17 protein-coding genes are annotated in these 16,306 nt (G+C 42.7%); 2 read left to right on the forward strand and 15 right to left on the reverse strand.

All coding sequences use genetic code 11. The annotated features are described in order from the left end of the window. Positions 1-174: 174 nt before the first annotated feature. The 4 genes from ACKVDP_RS02300 to ACKVDP_RS02315 form a co-directional block, all read right to left on the reverse strand. The gene (locus tag ACKVDP_RS02300) at positions 175-1,257 is read right to left on the reverse strand and encodes a hypothetical protein (RefSeq protein ID WP_409227186.1); all 1,083 of its coding nucleotides are present in this window, start codon (positions 1,255-1,257) and stop codon (positions 175-177) included. Positions 1,258-1,433: 176 nt separating this feature from the next. Beyond that, positions 1,434-2,084: a response regulator transcription factor gene (locus ACKVDP_RS02305; RefSeq protein ID WP_409227187.1), complete on the reverse strand. Its 651-nt coding sequence runs from the start codon at positions 2,082-2,084 to the stop codon at positions 1,434-1,436. Continuing rightward, positions 2,065-3,480 (reverse strand): sensor histidine kinase, encoded by a 1,416-nt coding sequence (locus ACKVDP_RS02310; RefSeq protein WP_409227188.1) that lies wholly within the window; start codon positions 3,478-3,480, stop codon positions 2,065-2,067. Before ACKVDP_RS02310 ends, ACKVDP_RS02305 begins: the two co-directional genes overlap by 20 nt. Positions 3,481-3,563: 83 nt before the next feature. Beyond that, on the reverse strand, positions 3,564-4,754 hold the full coding sequence (locus ACKVDP_RS02315; protein WP_409227189.1) for an anaerobic nitric oxide reductase flavorubredoxin: 1,191 nt from the start codon (positions 4,752-4,754) through the stop codon (positions 3,564-3,566). A gap of 89 nt (positions 4,755-4,843) precedes the next feature. Here ACKVDP_RS02315 and ACKVDP_RS02320 point away from each other — a divergent pair, with 89 nt between their 5' ends. Further along, positions 4,844-5,404 carry a hemerythrin domain-containing protein gene (locus ACKVDP_RS02320; RefSeq protein WP_409227190.1) on the forward strand — a complete coding sequence of 187 codons (561 nt, stop codon included), beginning with the start codon at positions 4,844-4,846 and terminating at the stop codon, positions 5,402-5,404. Positions 5,405-5,418: 14 nt separating this feature from the next. Here ACKVDP_RS02320 and ACKVDP_RS02325 read toward each other — a convergent pair whose 3' ends face one another. From ACKVDP_RS02325 to ACKVDP_RS02340, 4 genes are all read right to left on the reverse strand, one after another. Continuing rightward, positions 5,419-6,096 (reverse strand): Crp/Fnr family transcriptional regulator, encoded by a 678-nt coding sequence (locus ACKVDP_RS02325; protein WP_409227191.1) that lies wholly within the window; start codon positions 6,094-6,096, stop codon positions 5,419-5,421. Positions 6,097-6,098: 2 nt separating this feature from the next. After that, positions 6,099-7,979, reverse strand: a complete 1,881-nt coding sequence (locus ACKVDP_RS02330) for a heavy metal translocating P-type ATPase (RefSeq protein WP_409227192.1) — start codon at positions 7,977-7,979, stop codon at positions 6,099-6,101. 18 nt (positions 7,980-7,997) lie between these two features. Next, entirely contained in the window at positions 7,998-8,210 is a 213-nt protein-coding gene (locus ACKVDP_RS02335) for a heavy-metal-associated domain-containing protein (protein WP_409227193.1), read from the reverse strand. 147 nt (positions 8,211-8,357) lie between these two features. Then, entirely contained in the window at positions 8,358-9,383 is a 1,026-nt protein-coding gene (locus ACKVDP_RS02340; protein ID WP_409227194.1) for a threonine aldolase family protein, read from the reverse strand. A 104-nt stretch (positions 9,384-9,487) separates the two neighbouring features. Here ACKVDP_RS02340 and ACKVDP_RS02345 point away from each other — a divergent pair, with 104 nt between their 5' ends. Continuing rightward, positions 9,488-10,111, forward strand: coding sequence for a glycerol-3-phosphate acyltransferase (locus ACKVDP_RS02345; RefSeq protein ID WP_409227195.1), 624 nt, complete (start codon positions 9,488-9,490; stop codon positions 10,109-10,111). An 87-nt stretch (positions 10,112-10,198) separates the two neighbouring features. Here the strand turns inward: ACKVDP_RS02345 and ACKVDP_RS02350 are convergent, their stop codons facing one another. The 7 genes from ACKVDP_RS02350 to ACKVDP_RS02380 are packed head-to-tail and all read right to left on the reverse strand — an operon-like array spanning position 10,199 to position 16,299. Beyond that, positions 10,199-11,530: an APC family permease gene (locus ACKVDP_RS02350; protein ID WP_409227196.1), complete on the reverse strand. Its 1,332-nt coding sequence runs from the start codon at positions 11,528-11,530 to the stop codon at positions 10,199-10,201. A 44-nt stretch (positions 11,531-11,574) separates the two neighbouring features. After that, positions 11,575-12,117, reverse strand: coding sequence for a 2-oxoacid:acceptor oxidoreductase family protein (locus ACKVDP_RS02355; protein ID WP_409227197.1), 543 nt, complete (start codon positions 12,115-12,117; stop codon positions 11,575-11,577). After that, complete coding sequence (locus ACKVDP_RS02360) at positions 12,118-12,858, reverse strand: thiamine pyrophosphate-dependent enzyme (protein WP_409227198.1); 741 nt, start codon at positions 12,856-12,858, stop codon at positions 12,118-12,120. It lies immediately after the preceding gene. After that, positions 12,858-13,916 (reverse strand): 3-methyl-2-oxobutanoate dehydrogenase subunit beta, encoded by a 1,059-nt coding sequence (locus ACKVDP_RS02365; protein WP_409227199.1) that lies wholly within the window; start codon positions 13,914-13,916, stop codon positions 12,858-12,860. The genes ACKVDP_RS02360 and ACKVDP_RS02365 overlap by 1 nt, the downstream gene beginning before the upstream one ends. Before the next feature lie 20 nt (positions 13,917-13,936). After that, positions 13,937-14,167: a DUF362 domain-containing protein gene (locus ACKVDP_RS02370; RefSeq protein WP_409227200.1), complete on the reverse strand. Its 231-nt coding sequence runs from the start codon at positions 14,165-14,167 to the stop codon at positions 13,937-13,939. Positions 14,168-14,206: 39 nt separating this feature from the next. Beyond that, on the reverse strand, positions 14,207-15,385 hold the full coding sequence (locus ACKVDP_RS02375) for an aminotransferase-like domain-containing protein (RefSeq protein ID WP_409227201.1): 1,179 nt from the start codon (positions 15,383-15,385) through the stop codon (positions 14,207-14,209). A 2-nt stretch (positions 15,386-15,387) separates the two neighbouring features. Next, a complete protein-coding gene (locus ACKVDP_RS02380; RefSeq protein ID WP_409227202.1) occupies positions 15,388-16,299 on the reverse strand; it encodes a phosphate acyltransferase in 912 nt (303 codons plus the stop codon). Positions 16,300-16,306: the final 7 nt, after the last annotated feature.

A 16,306-nucleotide genomic window follows, 5' to 3' on the forward strand; every position in this document is an offset into this window, starting at 1 on the left:
TTCGGTGTTGTGCACTGTTATTCATATTTAGAGCATAATAAGATAACATTTTTTACTTACAAACTAAATCTTCATGATATAAAATCAAAATTTTCCAACTCGTAACAAAAACGCCTGCTGTCTTTTCCCTGCAGACGTTTTTATGTTGTTTGAAACTACATACTCAAATATTTATTAGAATTTACCAATTATTACATCCGATTCCTGTAGTATTCCAGCATCTACAAGAGCTCTCTGGAATGATGTTGCTTCCCTTGAGACCCTTACTGTCGCTCCGGAGATTGTATCCATTGAATTCTGGACAGTCCCCGTGGCTCCTGACGCTACATCCACTCCAAAGACGTTTTCTTCATTTATAGCACCAGCATAACGTGGATCAGACCAATCTATAAGGGATGTAAACTCTTTCGCATCCTTTCCAACAAGTGAATCAGCTATCGCATTCATGTTACCATTCCAACCGCCTGTACCATAATACCCGTATATAACATCTTGTGGAACTGCAGTCCCATTCTCAAATTCTACTCCAAAGGCTTCCAAGAACTCCTGAACGGTTGAGTCTTCAGTTATTCCTTCAAGAGCTCCCGTCTTTGTTACTACATGTGACCATGGGCTTATGTTAAGTATCATGTTCTCAGCCAATCCATCCCACTCTGCTGCACGAGAACCGCTTGTTCTAACGGTTGGAACCGTCAATCCACTTCCTATTGTCATCTGGCCAACCGGCAAACTCAAATCAAAATCCTGAGGAATCTTCATTTCAAATTGGTATCTCGTAATGGGATCAACCATTACAAGAGCAGTAGTGCTGTCTTCACTTACTCCCACTGCATAAAATGCCATCATATCTGATGTGTATACTTTAAACATGGAATCTCCGGCCTTATATTCTTCTCCACCATGGGCCGGTGTAGGGTCGATTGAATAATCCAACTCCACGTATGCATTTCCGCTTTGACGCATCGTCCAATATCCATCCTTCATAACAAAAAATCTTACCTTTGCATCTTCGATTATACCTTCTTCGTCCAAATTAAGTATGGTTTCGATATACTGGGTTGCATCTTCAAATTCCACACCTTTTGCTTCATCTTTCCATGAGTACCCTACATAGGTTCCTTTCAACGAAGTTTTTTCTTCAATTGCAGCAGGTTCTTTACCTGATTCTAAATCCTCCTGAACGGTATTGCTTCCCGCACACCCAACAAGTGTAAAAACCATGGCAAAGATAATTACTAATATTATTAATTTCTTCAATATCATTTCCTCCTCAATTTATGTATTGTCAGCAACAAAATTAAACTTGACTAAACATAATTATAAGGAGCCCACCAGCCTAAGTCAATTGGAATAAGACCAAATGGTAAAACCAGTGATATTAATACCTTTAAGATTAGGTACTTATGTCACTTTTTTTGTTAACATGGCGCTTTTCATTTATTTTCACTAACTTCCTGACTCCTACTGGACCAATATATTGCTGCTTCAGTTCTGTTGCTGACATCAATCTTCTTGAAAATCCTGGTTACATTATTCCTTACTGTTCTTTCAGATATGAATAAGGTCTTCCCAATTTCCCTGTTTGTCTTGCCAAGACTAATCAACTCCAGAATCTGCTTCTCCTGTGGTTTCAACTCCACTTTGTGCTCCAAGGGATTTCTTACTATGTGCATTATACTTCCTACTACTTCCTCATCCAGAATGGATTTTCCTTCAGAAACATCCCTGATAGCAGTCAAAATTCTATTGCCATCAATATTTTTCAGGAGATACCCTTCCGCTCCAGCCATTATTGAATCACTTATAATTGAATCATCTGTATATGCGGTAAGCATTATGACCTTGACATCTGGATAGATTCTTTTGAACTCTCTACATGCCTCTGTTCCTTTACCATCTGGCAACTTAACATCGAGAAGAATCACATTTGGCTCTATTTCTTCCAAGCGCTTGACTGCTTCCTGAATATTTCCAGCTTCACAACAAACCCTTAAGTCCTTATTTTTATCAATCAAAACTCGCAGTCCATAACGAACAATTTCGTGGTCATCCACTAACATTACATTAATTCTTTTTTCTGTCATGATCAATTCCCTCCCAGGAAACAGAAATCTCAACTACCGTACCCTTGCTATTGCTTTCAATTGTTAAAACACCATTTACACTGGCCGCTCTTTCCTCCATTGACTTAAGTCCATAGTTTTCGGAATCAATCAAATCATCCTTTATGAAACCTGTTCCGTTATCGGCTACTCTAACTACCACCGACTCTGTAGTAGTGTAAATATTAACGTCTATTCTGTCAGCCCCCGAATGCTTTATAGAATTGAGCAATGCTTCCCGGATTATAAAATAAACTTGATTAATTTTTATCTTGGAAAGAATACCCAATGTAATTTGTGTTACATCACAACTCAATTCTATCTTCACATTGGTTTTTCTCCTCAGATCTTCAACAAAAACCTCAATCTCATATCTTAGATCCTCTATCTGAAGGTTTGAGTCCCTTAACTGATTCATGAATCCCCTTATACGGGTTATGGTCTCGTTAAGATTATCCTTTACTTCCCTAAGTTCAGATGCTATCTTCAGATCATTCTGCATTTCAATTATCCCTTCCAGATGAAGACCTGACGCAAATATATTTTGAATTATTACATCGTGCAATTCCTGAGCCATGAGTCTTCTCTCGTTACTTAGTGTCTGCTGTTGAGTCAATCTTTCTAATTTCTTACTGGTCTCCTTTTGGAAAATCCGAATTGCAAGCAAGAAAAACATGGTTATTCCTACTGCTAAAATAGTCCTTCCCAACTCCACAGGAAAACCGAATAAATTATAATATAAATCCTTGTTTATTATATTTGAAGGAAAAAAAGATCTCCTCTCAACAAAGAGTCCAGCAAGTATCCCATACAAGCAAAAAAACACTGACAGTCCTATAAGGTTATTGGATGCATTTTTAAGTTTGATTTCTCTCATTCTTGCTGAATTCTTAAACAATGCGTAGGATGTCATCAAGGCCCCGGGAAGTCCGATAAAGTACCTGCTGGCGACCCCAGCAGATATAAGGGTTTCAATGTAGTTCACACCAATAGAATCATCAAGCTTGTAGATCGTCATCAAAATCCAAACAACAAAAATAATCCAAGGTAAGCTTCCAGTCAAGAACTTTCTTCTATCACCTATTCCCAAAAGCTTAAGTCCAAACATCCACAGGAAAATAAAAGATAATACATTTGTAAAGAGCCCAATCATACCAAGATATAAATTATATTCAGGATATAGATTTGAAATCCTAAACATTACCAGCCATTCTGTTATTCCATGTAGTACTCCAAAAATACCTAGGTAATTGATTGCCCCAAGTAGCCTAAAGCTGCTCTCTTTGTAATTTCTCTGAAATAGTGCCGAAAGTCCCATAATAAAGAATGCAGCTCCATAGACAAAAAACAACAGTACATATTGCCTTTCTGTATACATTGCACCACTCCTCTCCAGATGTATTAGGCAAAACGATATAAACTTCAAAGCAAAATATAGACGGGGTCTCCCCCGCCTTTAGTTTACTTGAAGTTCTCCGCGAATCTCTTTCCAAAGTCCCTGCATTCATCCATGGCTTCATCATTTGGATTCCACAGTACCTTGATTCCGTCCTGTGCAATCTCGAAATTGGCTTCCTTCAATTTGCCTTCGAGAATCTCAATTGACTCACCGCTCCAGCCATAGGATCCGAATGCTGCTGCCTTCTTGTTCTGGAATCCAAGACCCTTGACCATTTCCATCAAGCCGCCTACAGCATGCTGGATGCTCTTGTTGACAGTTGATGAGCCCACAAGGATCCCCTTTGATCTGAAGATTTCAGTGATTATGTCATTCTTGTCTGTAATAGCAGCATTGAAAAGCTTCACTGTAACCTCTGGATCTGTCTTTCTGATCCCCTCCATGATTCCCTCAGCCATTCTTCTGGTTCCGTGCCACATTGAATCGTAAATGATTGAAATCTGATTTTCCTGGTAGTTGTCGGCCCACTCCAGATATTTCTCAACAATCTGTGCAGGATTGTCTCTCCAGATAACTCCATGGGATGTGGCAATCATGCTGAGTGGAAGCTCAAATCCCAGGACTTCATTTATTTTCATTGTAACAAGCTTGCTGAATGGTGTAAGGATATTGGCATAGTACTTAATGCATTCTTCCCAAAGCTCACACTGGTCCACCTTGTCATTGTAGAAGAATTCAGAAGCATAGTGCTGACCGAATGCGTCATTGCTGAACAGGATATTCTCACCGCTCATGTAGGTCATCATGCTGTCTGGCCAGTGTAGCATCCTTGCCTCTACAAAGGTAAGGGTTGATTCACCTATATCCAAGGTATCCCCTGTCTTGACCTCTACGAAATTCCAGTCCTCGTGATAGTGACCCTGGAGTATTTTCTTTCCGTTCTTTGTACAATACACAGGAGTGTCAGGTATTTCCTTAAGAAGCAGCGGAAGCGACCCGCTGTGGTCCACCTCACCATGTTGGGCGATTATGTAGTCAATCTCATTAAGGTCAATTTCCTTCTTGAGATTGTCCACAAATTCCTTTGCATAGGGAGCCCACACTGTGTCTATCAAGACAGTCTTCTCGTCCCTCACCAGGTATGAGTTATAGGAAGAACCCTTGTTTGTTGAGTACTCGTCACCATGGAATTTCCTCAGTTCCCAGTCAATCTTACCTACCCATTTCACCTTGTCAGTAATTTTAAAGCTCATTGAAAAACCCTCCTTTTAATTGTATATATGTTAAACCCCACTTATTTGGGGTAAAAACTCCACTACAAATAACTAATTGGGGTGATAACTTGAAATCTATTGAAATAATGGTAAAGGAACACGAAAACATCCGAAGGATGCTTAAGGTCCTCAGGGAAGTCTCCTACAGGATAATGACAGGTGGCAAATACGACCTTGAGGATCTTCCCGAGATGATTGATTTTGTGAGAAACTATGCAGACAAGCTTCATCACGGCAAGGAGGAGGATATCCTCTTTGAGGCCATGAACGCACAAATCGAGAAACTCGCTAAATCAGGCGCCATCACAGGTATGTATATTGAACACGACCAGGGGCGACTTTTTATTGCAAATCTTGAGTCAGGCTACAAATCCTTCAAGGAAGGCGATGACCGTGCCCGACTGGACATCATCGGAAATGCAATTGCCTACACAGACCTTCTTGACAGGCATATTGAAAAGGAGAATACAGCGCTGTACAAATTTGCTGAAAACATGCTTCCAGATGAAATCAAGTCAAAGGTTGACGCTGATTGTGACCAGGTTGAAAATGAAGCTACAATTTCCGGAACCCAGGCCAGATACCTTAACATGTTGGATATCATGGAGGACAAGTACAGACCAGAATAAAGCCCGCAAGGGCTTTATTCTATTTCTTCTAGCCTTTCCATGTCCAGGACATGGATTTTTCTGTGTCCCTCAAGCCTTATGATTCCAGCCTCCTGAAACTGCCCAAGCTTTCTGCTCAATGATTCCTGGCTCATACCAAGATGTGAGGCCCAGTCCCCCTTTGTCATCTGGAGCTGCACCAGACCGTCTTTTTCCAGGTCCATAATACTTTTTGCAATTCTTCTTTCCACCGATGACAGGCTTATGTCCTCAACAAGGGTTTCTGCCTTTTCAAGCCTCTGGCTAAGCTCCTCCAATATCTTAAGGGCAATTGATGGGAATCTTGACATCAGTCCCTTCAGGTCCTGACCGTCTATCTTGCACATTATTGTCTTTTCCATGGCCACTGCGTTGTCCTTAGTCAATTCCCTGGAGAACAGGGTCAGCTCTCCCATAAACTGACCTGGACCAAGAATACGGAGGATCTGTTCCTTTCCAGACTCACTGAATCTGGTGATCTTGACCCTTCCCTTATGGATTACATAAAGGCTGTCATGTCTATCCCCGGCATGGTATATGGCTTCACCCTTTTCAATGCTCTTCTCCCAGGTGATCATGGCTATTTCGAACATCTCATCCTTTGTTAGATTACTGAAAATCGGTACCAGCTCTATGCAATTTTGGTCTTCCCTTTCATGGCAGTTGCATTTCATAGTTATTCTCCAGTCTGTAAAACCTTTTTCCTTGTCCTTCCCTTGTCTCCATATGCAAGAAGTCTCACTGCGTTTATTATTACCAGCAGGACGCTTATCTCATGAACAAGCATTCCAAATGAAAGGTTCACGGTCTTTACCAAAACTCCCATCAGAAGCAATGCCGCCACTCCGATTGCAAAGTATATGTTCTGCTTCATATTTGCCACAGTGGCCCTGCTAAGGCCTATGGCATGGGAAAGCTTTCTTATTTCCTCAGACATCAGCACCACATCAGCTGTTTCCATGGCCACATCCTTGCCTGCTCCCCCTATTGCTATTCCAAGGTCTGCAGATGCCAGAGCTGGGGCGTCATTCACTCCGTCTCCAACCATGCCCGTGGGACCGTATTTTTCCTGAAGCTCCATAAGGACCCTCACCTTATCTTGAGGAAGCAGTTCGGCATAATAATCATCAAGTCCAAGCTCCTGAGCTATGGCCCCTGCTGCCCTTTCATTATCTCCTGTGAGCATTACTACCTTTTTTATTCCAAGGGATTTGATATTTTGAATCAGTAATTTTGCATCCTCCCTTACAACATCCGCTATTGCAATGATACCCAAAATCCTCCTATCAAATCCAACCATAATGGCAGTCTGTCCCTTATTTTCCTCATTTTGAAGGATCTCTTCAACCTCCTTAAGATCATATCCATTTTCTGATAGAAGCTTTCTGTTTCCAAGTAGATATTCCTTGCCTTCAATCCTTGCCCTGATTCCGTGTCCGGTGATTATTTCAGCCTCATCAACGGTTCCTTTGTATTCACCCAGTTTTTCCTTTGCATGGTTGATAACAGCTCTTCCAAGTGGGTGTTCTGAATAGCTTTCACCTATTGCTGCAATCCTTAGAAGTTCATCCTCTTCAATACCCATTGCTATCACTTCAGTTACTACTGGCTTTCCAATTGTAAGGGTTCCCGTCTTATCAAAGGCCAGCACTTCAAGCTTGCCAAGTTTCTCCATGATCTCGCCACCCTTGACTAGGACGCCGTGTTTTGCACCGTTTCCTATTCCTGCCACTATTGATACGGGGGTGGATATGACCAATGCTCCCGGACATGCTATTACTAGCAAGGTCAGGGAAAGAACCAGATCCCTTGTGAAAAGGTAGAGCATGGCTGATAGAACTATTATTCCAGGGGTGTAATACCTTGAGAATTTCTCCAGGAACTTCTGGGTCTTCGCCTTCTTGTCCTGAGCTTCCTCAACCATTTCAAGTATCCTGGCAAAGGTCGTGTCATCCCCAACCCTGTCGGCTCTTATCTTTAGATATCCGGACTCAAGGATCGTACCTGAAAACACCTGGTCATCCTCGGCCTTTGGTATTGGAAGGGACTCTCCAGTGATTGCCGCCTGGTTTATATATGCATTTCCTTCAACTATGGTTCCATCTACGGATACCTTCTCTCCAGGCTTAACTATAACAGTTTCCCCTTCAAGCACATCCTCAGGGTCAATCTGGATTTCCATCCCTTCCCTGATCACCCTGGCCGTATCAGGTGCCAGGTCCAGAAGCGCCTTAATGGAGGACCTTGTCTTTTCAATGGTTCTTGACTCCAGGTAATCTCCAAGCATGAAAAGATAGGTCACCGCTGCAGCCTCCCAGTACTCCCCTATGAAAAGGGCTCCTGTAACTGCGATTGTGACAAGGGCATCGATCCCTACTATCCTGTATTTAAGTGCGGCAAATGCGTTCTTGAATATGGGAAGACCTGCCACTATTGCTGTCGCCAGCATAAATATGATCGTTATTGGGGAATATCCTGAAATTTCCTTTAGGACAAATGCTGTCACTACAAGAAGAGTCGCTAGGATCACCCTGTGCTTTTTACTTATCTTTGGCATAATCTTCACCTCCTGTGATTACTTTTCCTTCAGTACCTCAAACCCAAGCTTTGCAATGTTGTTCTTTATGGTTTCCGAGTCCACAACATTTTCATCGTACTCAAGCTTGATCTTTGAGGAGTTGAAAAGCACTTCGTACTCCTTCACTCCTTCGGTCTTCTTAAGCATCCCCTCAAGCTTCATGGTACATGACGGACAGGTAAGTGTGTCCAGTTGGTATGTTTTTTTCATTATGTTTCCTCCTTAGTTTTCTTTGTTGATTTAATTATAGGATAGTTTACCCATTAAAGCTTTGACCTAGGTCAAAATTCATTAAAAACATATGACCACAGCGATCCCGAGGGATGGACTGTGGTCAATTGGCCAAAATTCATATGGTTACTTATTATTGTATCTAATTATATACTCGACAAATTCGTCCACATCCTCCTTGGTGATGTCGTAGGAGGTTACAAACCTCACCTGCCCCTGTGAAGGGTCTGTGACATAGAACTTGAAATTCTTCAAAAGGTGCTCAATGAGGCCCTTGTCCATAAAGGCAAAAACCATATTGGTGCTAACTGGGGAGTACAGGCTAACTCCTTCCTGGCCTGAGATTCTCTCTGCCAGATACTTGCCCATCTGGTTTGCATTCCTTGCGTTTTCAATCCAAAGGTCATCCTCCAGGTATGCAATGAACTGGGCGCTTATGTACCGCATTTTCGAAACCAGCTGCATTCCCTGCTTTCTATGGAAAAGATAGCCCCTTCCAAATTCACTCTTCAAGGATACAATGGCCTCACCCATCATCATTCCATTCTTGGTACCTCCGAAGCTCAATAGGTCTACACCTGTATCAGTGATCATTTCCTTCAGTGTGGTGCCAAGGGCCTCAACTGCATTTGCAATCCTGGCTCCGTCCACATGGAGAAGCATGTTATTCTCATGGGCAAAGTCTACCAATGCCCTTATTTCCTCCACCGTATAAAGGGTCCCCATTTCCGTCGTCTGGGAAATCGAAATCACCCTGGGCTGAACTGAGTGCTCGTCTCCAATGACCTCAAGAAGCGGCTCTATGTCATCTATTGAAATCTTGCCTTCCCGGTTTGGCACCTGAATAATCTTGTTTCCTGCAAACTTTTCCATGGCCCCGCACTCGTCAACATTTATGTGTGCAGTCTCCGCAGCCACTATTCCCTCATAGTTCCTCAAGAGTCCCATCAGTCCAATTACATTTGCTGCAGTTCCCGTGGTCACAAAGAACACGTCGGCTTCACATCCCAAAAGCTCACGAATTTTTCCTTCAGCCTTCTTTGTGGTCTCATCTTCTCCATATGCGTGTGCATAGCCTTCATTTGCATCTATGATAGCTTCCATTATCTTCGGATGGACACCTGAAGTATTGTCGCTCTTAAACATTTTCATCACTATTCCCCCCATCATTTCTTATATTATACAACAAATGTTTCAATTTCTCTATTTTACAATATTATAATATAGTATAATTCTAGATGAGAGAGGTGATTTCCATGCTTTCCTATACGGCCATAATAATCATAGGCTACCTGTTTGGTTGTCTTCAGTTTGCATACATATATGGGCGAGTCGTAAAAAAAGTTGACATCAGAAACCTGGGAAACAGGAATGCCGGTGCAACCAATGCTGCCCAATCCCTTGGGATAAAGGTAGGAGTCGCCATTGCCATACTGGATATTTTAAAGGCCATCGCAGCCGCTACCCTTGTAAGATACCTGTTCCCACAGCTTATTTCAACAGATGGCATGCTTCCCCTTTATGTTAGTGGGGCCGCTGTAGTTCTTGGACACAACTATCCTTTCTTTATGAACTTCAAGGGTGGAAAGGGAACCGCCTCAACTGTGGGGATGCTATTTTCAATTAATATGACGCTTGGTATTCTTGCTATGTTAATAATACTGGTTCTTACAATCATAACTGACTATATCATCTATGGGACATTGGGGCTTCTGATACTCCTAGTTTTAGCGACAATCTATTATGATTTTGGTCTGCCCTGCCTGATAATTGCTCTTTTGCTGTCAGTTCAATCCATATACAAACACATACCGAATTTCAAGAGAGTTTTTCGCAAGGAAGAAAAAGGCCTCCGAGCAACCATCAAAAAACAGCCATAGGACAAGGTCCTGTGGCTGTTGCTTTTTAAAGGATTATTTTCTTTTGTTCTTCTTTTCGCTGGCTCTTTCTCATTTCGTATTCAAGTATCAAACGCTTTCGTAGCTTGTATTAATGAATATTCCCTCTTTTGTTTTCATCCTCAAGCCAGGGTATGCAAAAGCTACCACAAGGTATATTAATGTTCCAATAACCTCTGCCCTAGTTAGCTCTATGGCCAGATAGTAGCAGAAGATTATCGTCATGGATGCTCCAATCAATGCCAACACCTTATATAATCTATCATTTATGTGAAACGACGACTTGCTCCAAAGGTCAGGAATCACATCCGGCATTCTCACCAAGGCAATAATTACCACTGTCATTACAACATTGGAGAGGAAGTTCCCAACATTCGCTACACTTCCTATATCCCATCCAAGCAGTATGATTGAAGCTGCCAGGGAATATATTATCATCAGTATGTAATGAGGTGTGTTGAACCTCTTGTTCTTTGTTCCGAGAAATTTGGGGAACCATCCATCTTCACAGGCCTGAACAATTGGTGGAGTTATCCAGCCTAGCAGTGCATTTAGGGATGTGACAAGTGCCGTCATAGCTCCAAATACTATAAAGAAAATATAAACCGGATAAGGAAGCACCTCATAGGCCGTAACTGCAAGAGATTTCCCAGCAACCTCAGAAATCGGAAGAACCCCTGCAGCGACAACTGCAACGAGAACATACAGTCCAGTAACCACTATGGTGCTTACTATTATTGCGAATGGTATATCCTTGGTGGGATTCTTGCATTGACCACTGAAATTTACAATAAATGTTGATCCAATTGTTGCAAAGCTCATCAATGCAGCTGCTGACATTATCCCCGAAAATCCATTAAGCATAAAATCAGGACCACCCATGAAGTCCGGCTTTACATGGAATATTCCATAGCCACCGAATGCCAAAAGTGCAACTGTAAGAAGTATCACCATCATGTACTGGGCTTTTGCTGCCACCTGAACCCCCAAGAGATTTATTATGACAAGTCCAGTCAGTACAATCATGGCCACAAGCTGTATGTTTGCCCCGGGAATAAAGCTTAGCACATAGCTTCCAAATGCCAAGGCATATAGGGATGCGCTGAAGAAGTATGATATGAACACTACAGAATATACCCCTCCAAACCATTTACCTCCAAACAGGGACGCCTGAGTATAGAAGCCACCGTTCATCTTTATGGTAGCTGCCGAAAATATCTGAGGCAAAGAAGAAAGCAGAACCATAACAGAGCATACCATCAAGGCAATTACAATGGACTTTCCAGTAAGACCTATTGCTATGCCCAGGAGAGACATTATTCCTCCTCCGATCACGTTACCAATGGCCATTGCCACCAGGTCTCCTCTTCCAAGAATTGCATTACTTTTGTTACTAGACATAGGATCACTCCTCTTAAGTATATTTTTTCTGGCTGTTTACAAGGTCAATTCTGAGTGTAAGAAAAGCCTAATTTAAGAGCCTGTGTATTGATCTGCTCGAATTTTTCCTTCCCTTTTTTCCGGAACATGTCATTCATTCCATCTATTGCCTCTTGCTCGCTGAAATAACCGCTTTCCCTAACTATGACTCCAGCCATGATTATATTGGCACTCTGAATGTTGCCCAGCTCTTTTGCCATTTTCAGACAGGGTACCTCAATTACAGTTATATCCTCTCTGACATCCTGTGGAATCTCCACCATATCTGAATTCACAACAATTGTTCCCCCGGGTCTGATTGTTCCTATGAACTTGTTGAAGGCAGGTAGATTCATTGCCAGTACAATGTCGGGCTGCTCCATTGATGGATTGTATATTCTTCCCTGATCAAACTTCACGGTGCAGTTTGCTGTGCCGCCTCTCATAGCTGACCCGTACTGAGGCATCCATGTGGCCTTGTACCCCTTGTAGAGGGCCATCTGTGACAATAGAAGACCTGCGGTTAGTACTCCCTGCCCACCAAAGCCTGCAAATACTATTTCTTTCATTTATTTCGCCTCCCTTGATTTAAACTCACCCAGTGGAAAGTATGGTATAAGTTCCCCTACAATCCTTTCCATGGAATCCACAGGGTTTAATCCCCAGTTTGTTGGACATGGTGAAAGCACTTCCACAACTGAATAGCCTTCTTTGTTTATCTGTGCTTCCAAGGCATTCTTGATATACTTTTTGGTCTTGGTTATGTTTACTGTATTATGGACACTTCCCCTGGCTGAGTAGGCAGGATTAAACTGTGTGGCAACGAGTTCGGGGAATCTTATTGGCATTCCCGTAACTGAACAATCCCTACCATGGATACTTGTAGAAGTTTTTTGACCTGGCATGGTTGTATTGCTCATTTGTCCCCCGGTCATCCCATAATTGGTATTGTTTATGATGATAGCGGTGAATCTCTCGTTTCTATAGGCTGCACTGGTGGTTTCACCTATTCCGATACTGTACGCATCCCCATCTCCCTGATATGCGATTACAAGGTTATCACTGTTTACCCTTTTCATGGCAGTAGCAACAGCACCTACTCGACCGTGGGAACAATGAAGTCTGTCTGCCTGAACCACCGCACCCAAAAGGCTTGAGCAGCCTACTCCTATACCGAAAATCACATTGTTCTCCTGCCCAAGCTCCTGTAGGCACTCGCCTATGAGCCTTGTCACTATTCCATGACCACAACCAGGGCAAAACCCATTTTGTTTGTCTATCAGTTCAGGAACTTTTCTTGAAATTGCCATTAATATACCTCCTTAATTTCTCCAGATACAAGCCTATGGAAGTCCTTTTTTATACTCCCGATTGCTGGGACTCCATATACATGTGGATTGCAATAGACTGGAACATTTTTTTCTAATATCTTCTTGACGGTCAATGCAACATCCTCTACCATTTGACCTGTGGCGTTTGCTTCCACTGTGACAAATCCTTTGACCTCAGGGTTAACTTCCATGAAGGCCTTCTCCGGAAAGGGCCAGGCGATTATGGGCCTTATGAATCCTACTTTCCAGCCTTCTTTTCTTAGCTCTTCAACAGCACCAATTGTGGATCTTCCAGGAAGTCCATATGATACAAAAACATACTCTGCATCCTCAAGGTATCCGGATTCCCACCTTTGTTCATTCTCCTTGACTGACCTGTATTTTTCATTCAGTTCAACCGCCTCTGTCAGGCTGTTTCTTTCAAATATCCCAATTTTCTTATTGGTATACTTTCCATCAAATCCCCAAGGAAATCTCTTTGTTTCCCTCATTTCAGGCATTACTGCAGGTTCCATCATTTGCGCCAAAGCTCCCTCTGTCATAAGAACCGAAACCATCCTGTACTTCTCGGCCAAATCGAAGGCAAGTACAGTCAAGTCAACTGCTTCCTGAATGCTGTCCGGGCAAAGAACGATGCATCTGTAGTCTCCGTTTCCACCCCCTCTTGTTTCCCTATGGTAATCACACTGAGCTGAGAGAAGTGTCCCAATCCCATTTCCATATCTAACCGTATTTACAACAACCGCTGGTAGCTGTTCGTCCGAAAGGGTTGTCATTCCTTCCTGCTTGAGGCTTATTCCTGGTCCCGATGATGCAGTTATTGACCTTACACCACAAGCAGCTCCTCCAATGATCATGTTTATTCCGGCAATTTCAGACTCTGCCTGAATAAATGTACCTCCCACCTCTTCCATCCTCCAAGACATATATTCCATAATCTCCGTGGATGGTGTGATGGGATACCCTGCATAGAGCCTTGCACCTGCCCTTATGGCCGCTTCTGCTATAGCTTCATTTCCTTTGATCATATCTGACATTACATTCCCTCCATTTCTAGTTAATATGCCTTGATCTCGTAAACAAAATCAGGGCAAGTTACATAACACATTCCGCATACTATACATTTTTCATGGTCAATCACGGTATATTGATATCCCGCCTGATTAATGTCTTCAGCAAAGGATATGGCATCCTTGGGACATGCTTTAAGGCAAAGACCGCAGTGTTTGCATCTTTCTGGCGTGGTCAAGACCATTCCTTTCTTTTCAGTTGTTGCTCTTTCACCCATTTCAATTCCTCCCCTTATGTTTTCCAGGATTGCTCCTCACTATATGCTTTCCCTCAGCAGCTCTCCCAATATTTTGATTCCATCCACTATCTTTTCATTCTGCATAGTTGAAAAGTTTAGTCTCATGGACGACTCACAGCCTCCTTCAGGATAGAAAGATCCTCCAGGTACAAAGGCGACTTTTCTTTCTATGGCTCTATGTAGAAGTTCCCTGGTGTTCATATGAGATGGCAGTTCCACCCATATAAACATTCCGCCTTTGGGATAATAATACTTGGCATCCTCAGGAAATTCTTTTTTTATGGTTTTCAACATCAGGTCACGGCGCATTTTGTACACACTGTTGATTTTTCCAATGTGTTCATCCAGGTCATTGCTCTCAAGAAACCCATCAACCTGCATTTGTGCAAGTTCAGCTGACTGCAGGTCCATTCCGTTTTTAACCAGTTCGTATTTTCCAATTATTCCCTTGTCAGCGCATACCCATCCGACTCTTAATCCAGGTGAGAGTATCTTTGAAAAGGAACCGAAGTATAGTACTCTCCCCTCAGTATCCATGGACTTGATGGATGGTATCCGATCACCTTCAAACCTCACTTCACCGTAGGCATTGTCCTCCAGTACAATAAGATCATGTCTTTTTGCCACTTCCAGCAGTGCCTTTCTTCTTTCCAATGACCATGTCCTCCCTGTGGGATTCTGGAAGTTTGGAATTACATATATAAGTTTAGCCTTGGGTGTCCTCTTTATGGCCTGTTCAAGCTGGTCGATCATCATTCCTTCCTCATCACCGTCAACACCAATTATATTGGTTGAAAAAGGTTTAAAGGCTGATATGGCTCCAAGGTATGAAGGATTTTCCGTAATAATCACATCCTCCTCTTCCATATACATCATTGCCGCAATGGTAATGGCCTGCTGTGAACCGGTTGTGACAGCTATGTTCTCAACCTCTGCTTCCACACCCTCCCTTTTCATCAGTCCGGCAATTTTTTCCCTCAAGGATATCCGTCCAAGGGTAAGACCATACTGAAGTGCCACATGGGGGCTTTCTCTCATTACCTTATCCGTTGCTTTCCTCATCTCTTCCCTAGGGAAAAGGTCAGGATCCGGCAGTCCCCCCGCAAAGGATATGGTTCCTGGATTTGAGGCTATAAGCTTCATTACCTCCCTAATGTCAGATGGTTTTAAATCATTCATTCTGTTAGCATAATTCATTTTTAATTCCCCCTTTCTTTGATGTTTGATGCTAAACACGCCAGTGCTATTGAATTCAATTTTATTTCCGCTGTATCTGATCTTGACCCAAGAACCACAGGTGCAGATGCCCCAAGGATTATACCTGCCCATTTGGCATTATTCCACAGAAGCCATGACTTACCCAGGGAATTTCCAGTCTCCATGTTTGGAAATAACAGAAGGTCGACATCTCCAGTGATCTTGCTGTCAATCCCCTTGTGGGCAGCAGCCTTAGGGTCAAAGGCAACGTCAAATGCCATTGGTCCTTCAATTATGCATCTTTCCACTTCGTTTCTCTTTGCCATGTTAACCAAACCGTCCGCATCCACTGTGGACTGGATTTTCTGGTCCACATTTTCATTGGCTGCAAGTGCTGCAACCTTTGGCATCTCCATCCCAAAGCCCTGAAGTGCCATTAGGGAGTTCTGTAGAATAACCTTTTTCTGCTCAAGATCAGGGCTTGGGTTCACTCCACTGTCCGTGCAGTAAAGCAATTTATGATATTGTGGAATCTCATAGGCAGCCAGGAGTGACAAGAGTCTGCCAGTTCTAAGGCCATTGGCCTTGTCAAGAATCGCCCTGAGATAGATGCTTGTATTGACGAATCCCTTCATAAGTACCTTGGCCTCACCAGACCTAACTAAATTTACGGCTTCTGAGGAAGACTCCTCAGGGGTTTCTCCATGGATAACCCTATAGTTTGAAAGTCCCATTCCATTGGCTATCTTTTCAATCTCGCCTTTATTACCTACAAGTATGGGCTCCACCAGACCCAAGTTTTCAGCCATGCTGACAGCCTCTATAACCTCTGCATCCTGTGCTCCCGCTACTGCAATGGTCACCCTGTCCTGCCTACTGGCCCTTTCAATCAGTTCCTTAAAATCTTTTATCATTTACACC

This window comes from Gudongella ferriphila (genome assembly GCF_046224405.1).
GTDB lineage: Bacteria > Bacillota > Clostridia > Tissierellales > Tissierellaceae > Gudongella.

Excerpts from the sequence above, each read along its gene's own strand:
- ACKVDP_RS02305 (WP_409227187.1), bottom strand. The coding sequence starts at position 2,084 with ATGACAGAAAAAAGAATTAATGTAATGTTAGTGGATGACCACGAAATT.
- ACKVDP_RS02310 (WP_409227188.1), bottom strand. The coding sequence starts at position 3,480 with ATGTATACAGAAAGGCAATATGTACTGTTGTTTTTTGTCTATGGAGCT.
- ACKVDP_RS02315 (WP_409227189.1), bottom strand. The coding sequence starts at position 4,754 with ATGAGCTTTAAAATTACTGACAAGGTGAAATGGGTAGGTAAGATTGAC.
- ACKVDP_RS02325 (WP_409227191.1), bottom strand. The coding sequence starts at position 6,096 with ATGAAATGCAACTGCCATGAAAGGGAAGACCAAAATTGCATAGAGCTG.
- ACKVDP_RS02330 (WP_409227192.1), bottom strand. The coding sequence starts at position 7,979 with ATGCCAAAGATAAGTAAAAAGCACAGGGTGATCCTAGCGACTCTTCTT.
- ACKVDP_RS02335 (WP_409227193.1), bottom strand. The coding sequence starts at position 8,210 with ATGAAAAAAACATACCAACTGGACACACTTACCTGTCCGTCATGTACC.
- ACKVDP_RS02340 (WP_409227194.1), bottom strand. The coding sequence starts at position 9,383 with ATGAAAATGTTTAAGAGCGACAATACTTCAGGTGTCCATCCGAAGATA.
- ACKVDP_RS02345 (WP_409227195.1), top strand. The coding sequence starts at position 9,488 with ATGCTTTCCTATACGGCCATAATAATCATAGGCTACCTGTTTGGTTGT.
- ACKVDP_RS02350 (WP_409227196.1), bottom strand. The coding sequence starts at position 11,530 with ATGTCTAGTAACAAAAGTAATGCAATTCTTGGAAGAGGAGACCTGGTG.
- ACKVDP_RS02355 (WP_409227197.1), bottom strand. The coding sequence starts at position 12,117 with ATGAAAGAAATAGTATTTGCAGGCTTTGGTGGGCAGGGAGTACTAACC.
- ACKVDP_RS02360 (WP_409227198.1), bottom strand. The coding sequence starts at position 12,858 with ATGGCAATTTCAAGAAAAGTTCCTGAACTGATAGACAAACAAAATGGG.
- ACKVDP_RS02365 (WP_409227199.1), bottom strand. The coding sequence starts at position 13,916 with ATGTCAGATATGATCAAAGGAAATGAAGCTATAGCAGAAGCGGCCATA.
- ACKVDP_RS02370 (WP_409227200.1), bottom strand. The coding sequence starts at position 14,167 with ATGGGTGAAAGAGCAACAACTGAAAAGAAAGGAATGGTCTTGACCACG.
- ACKVDP_RS02375 (WP_409227201.1), bottom strand. The coding sequence starts at position 15,385 with ATGAATTATGCTAACAGAATGAATGATTTAAAACCATCTGACATTAGG.
- ACKVDP_RS02380 (WP_409227202.1), bottom strand. The coding sequence starts at position 16,299 with ATGATAAAAGATTTTAAGGAACTGATTGAAAGGGCCAGTAGGCAGGAC.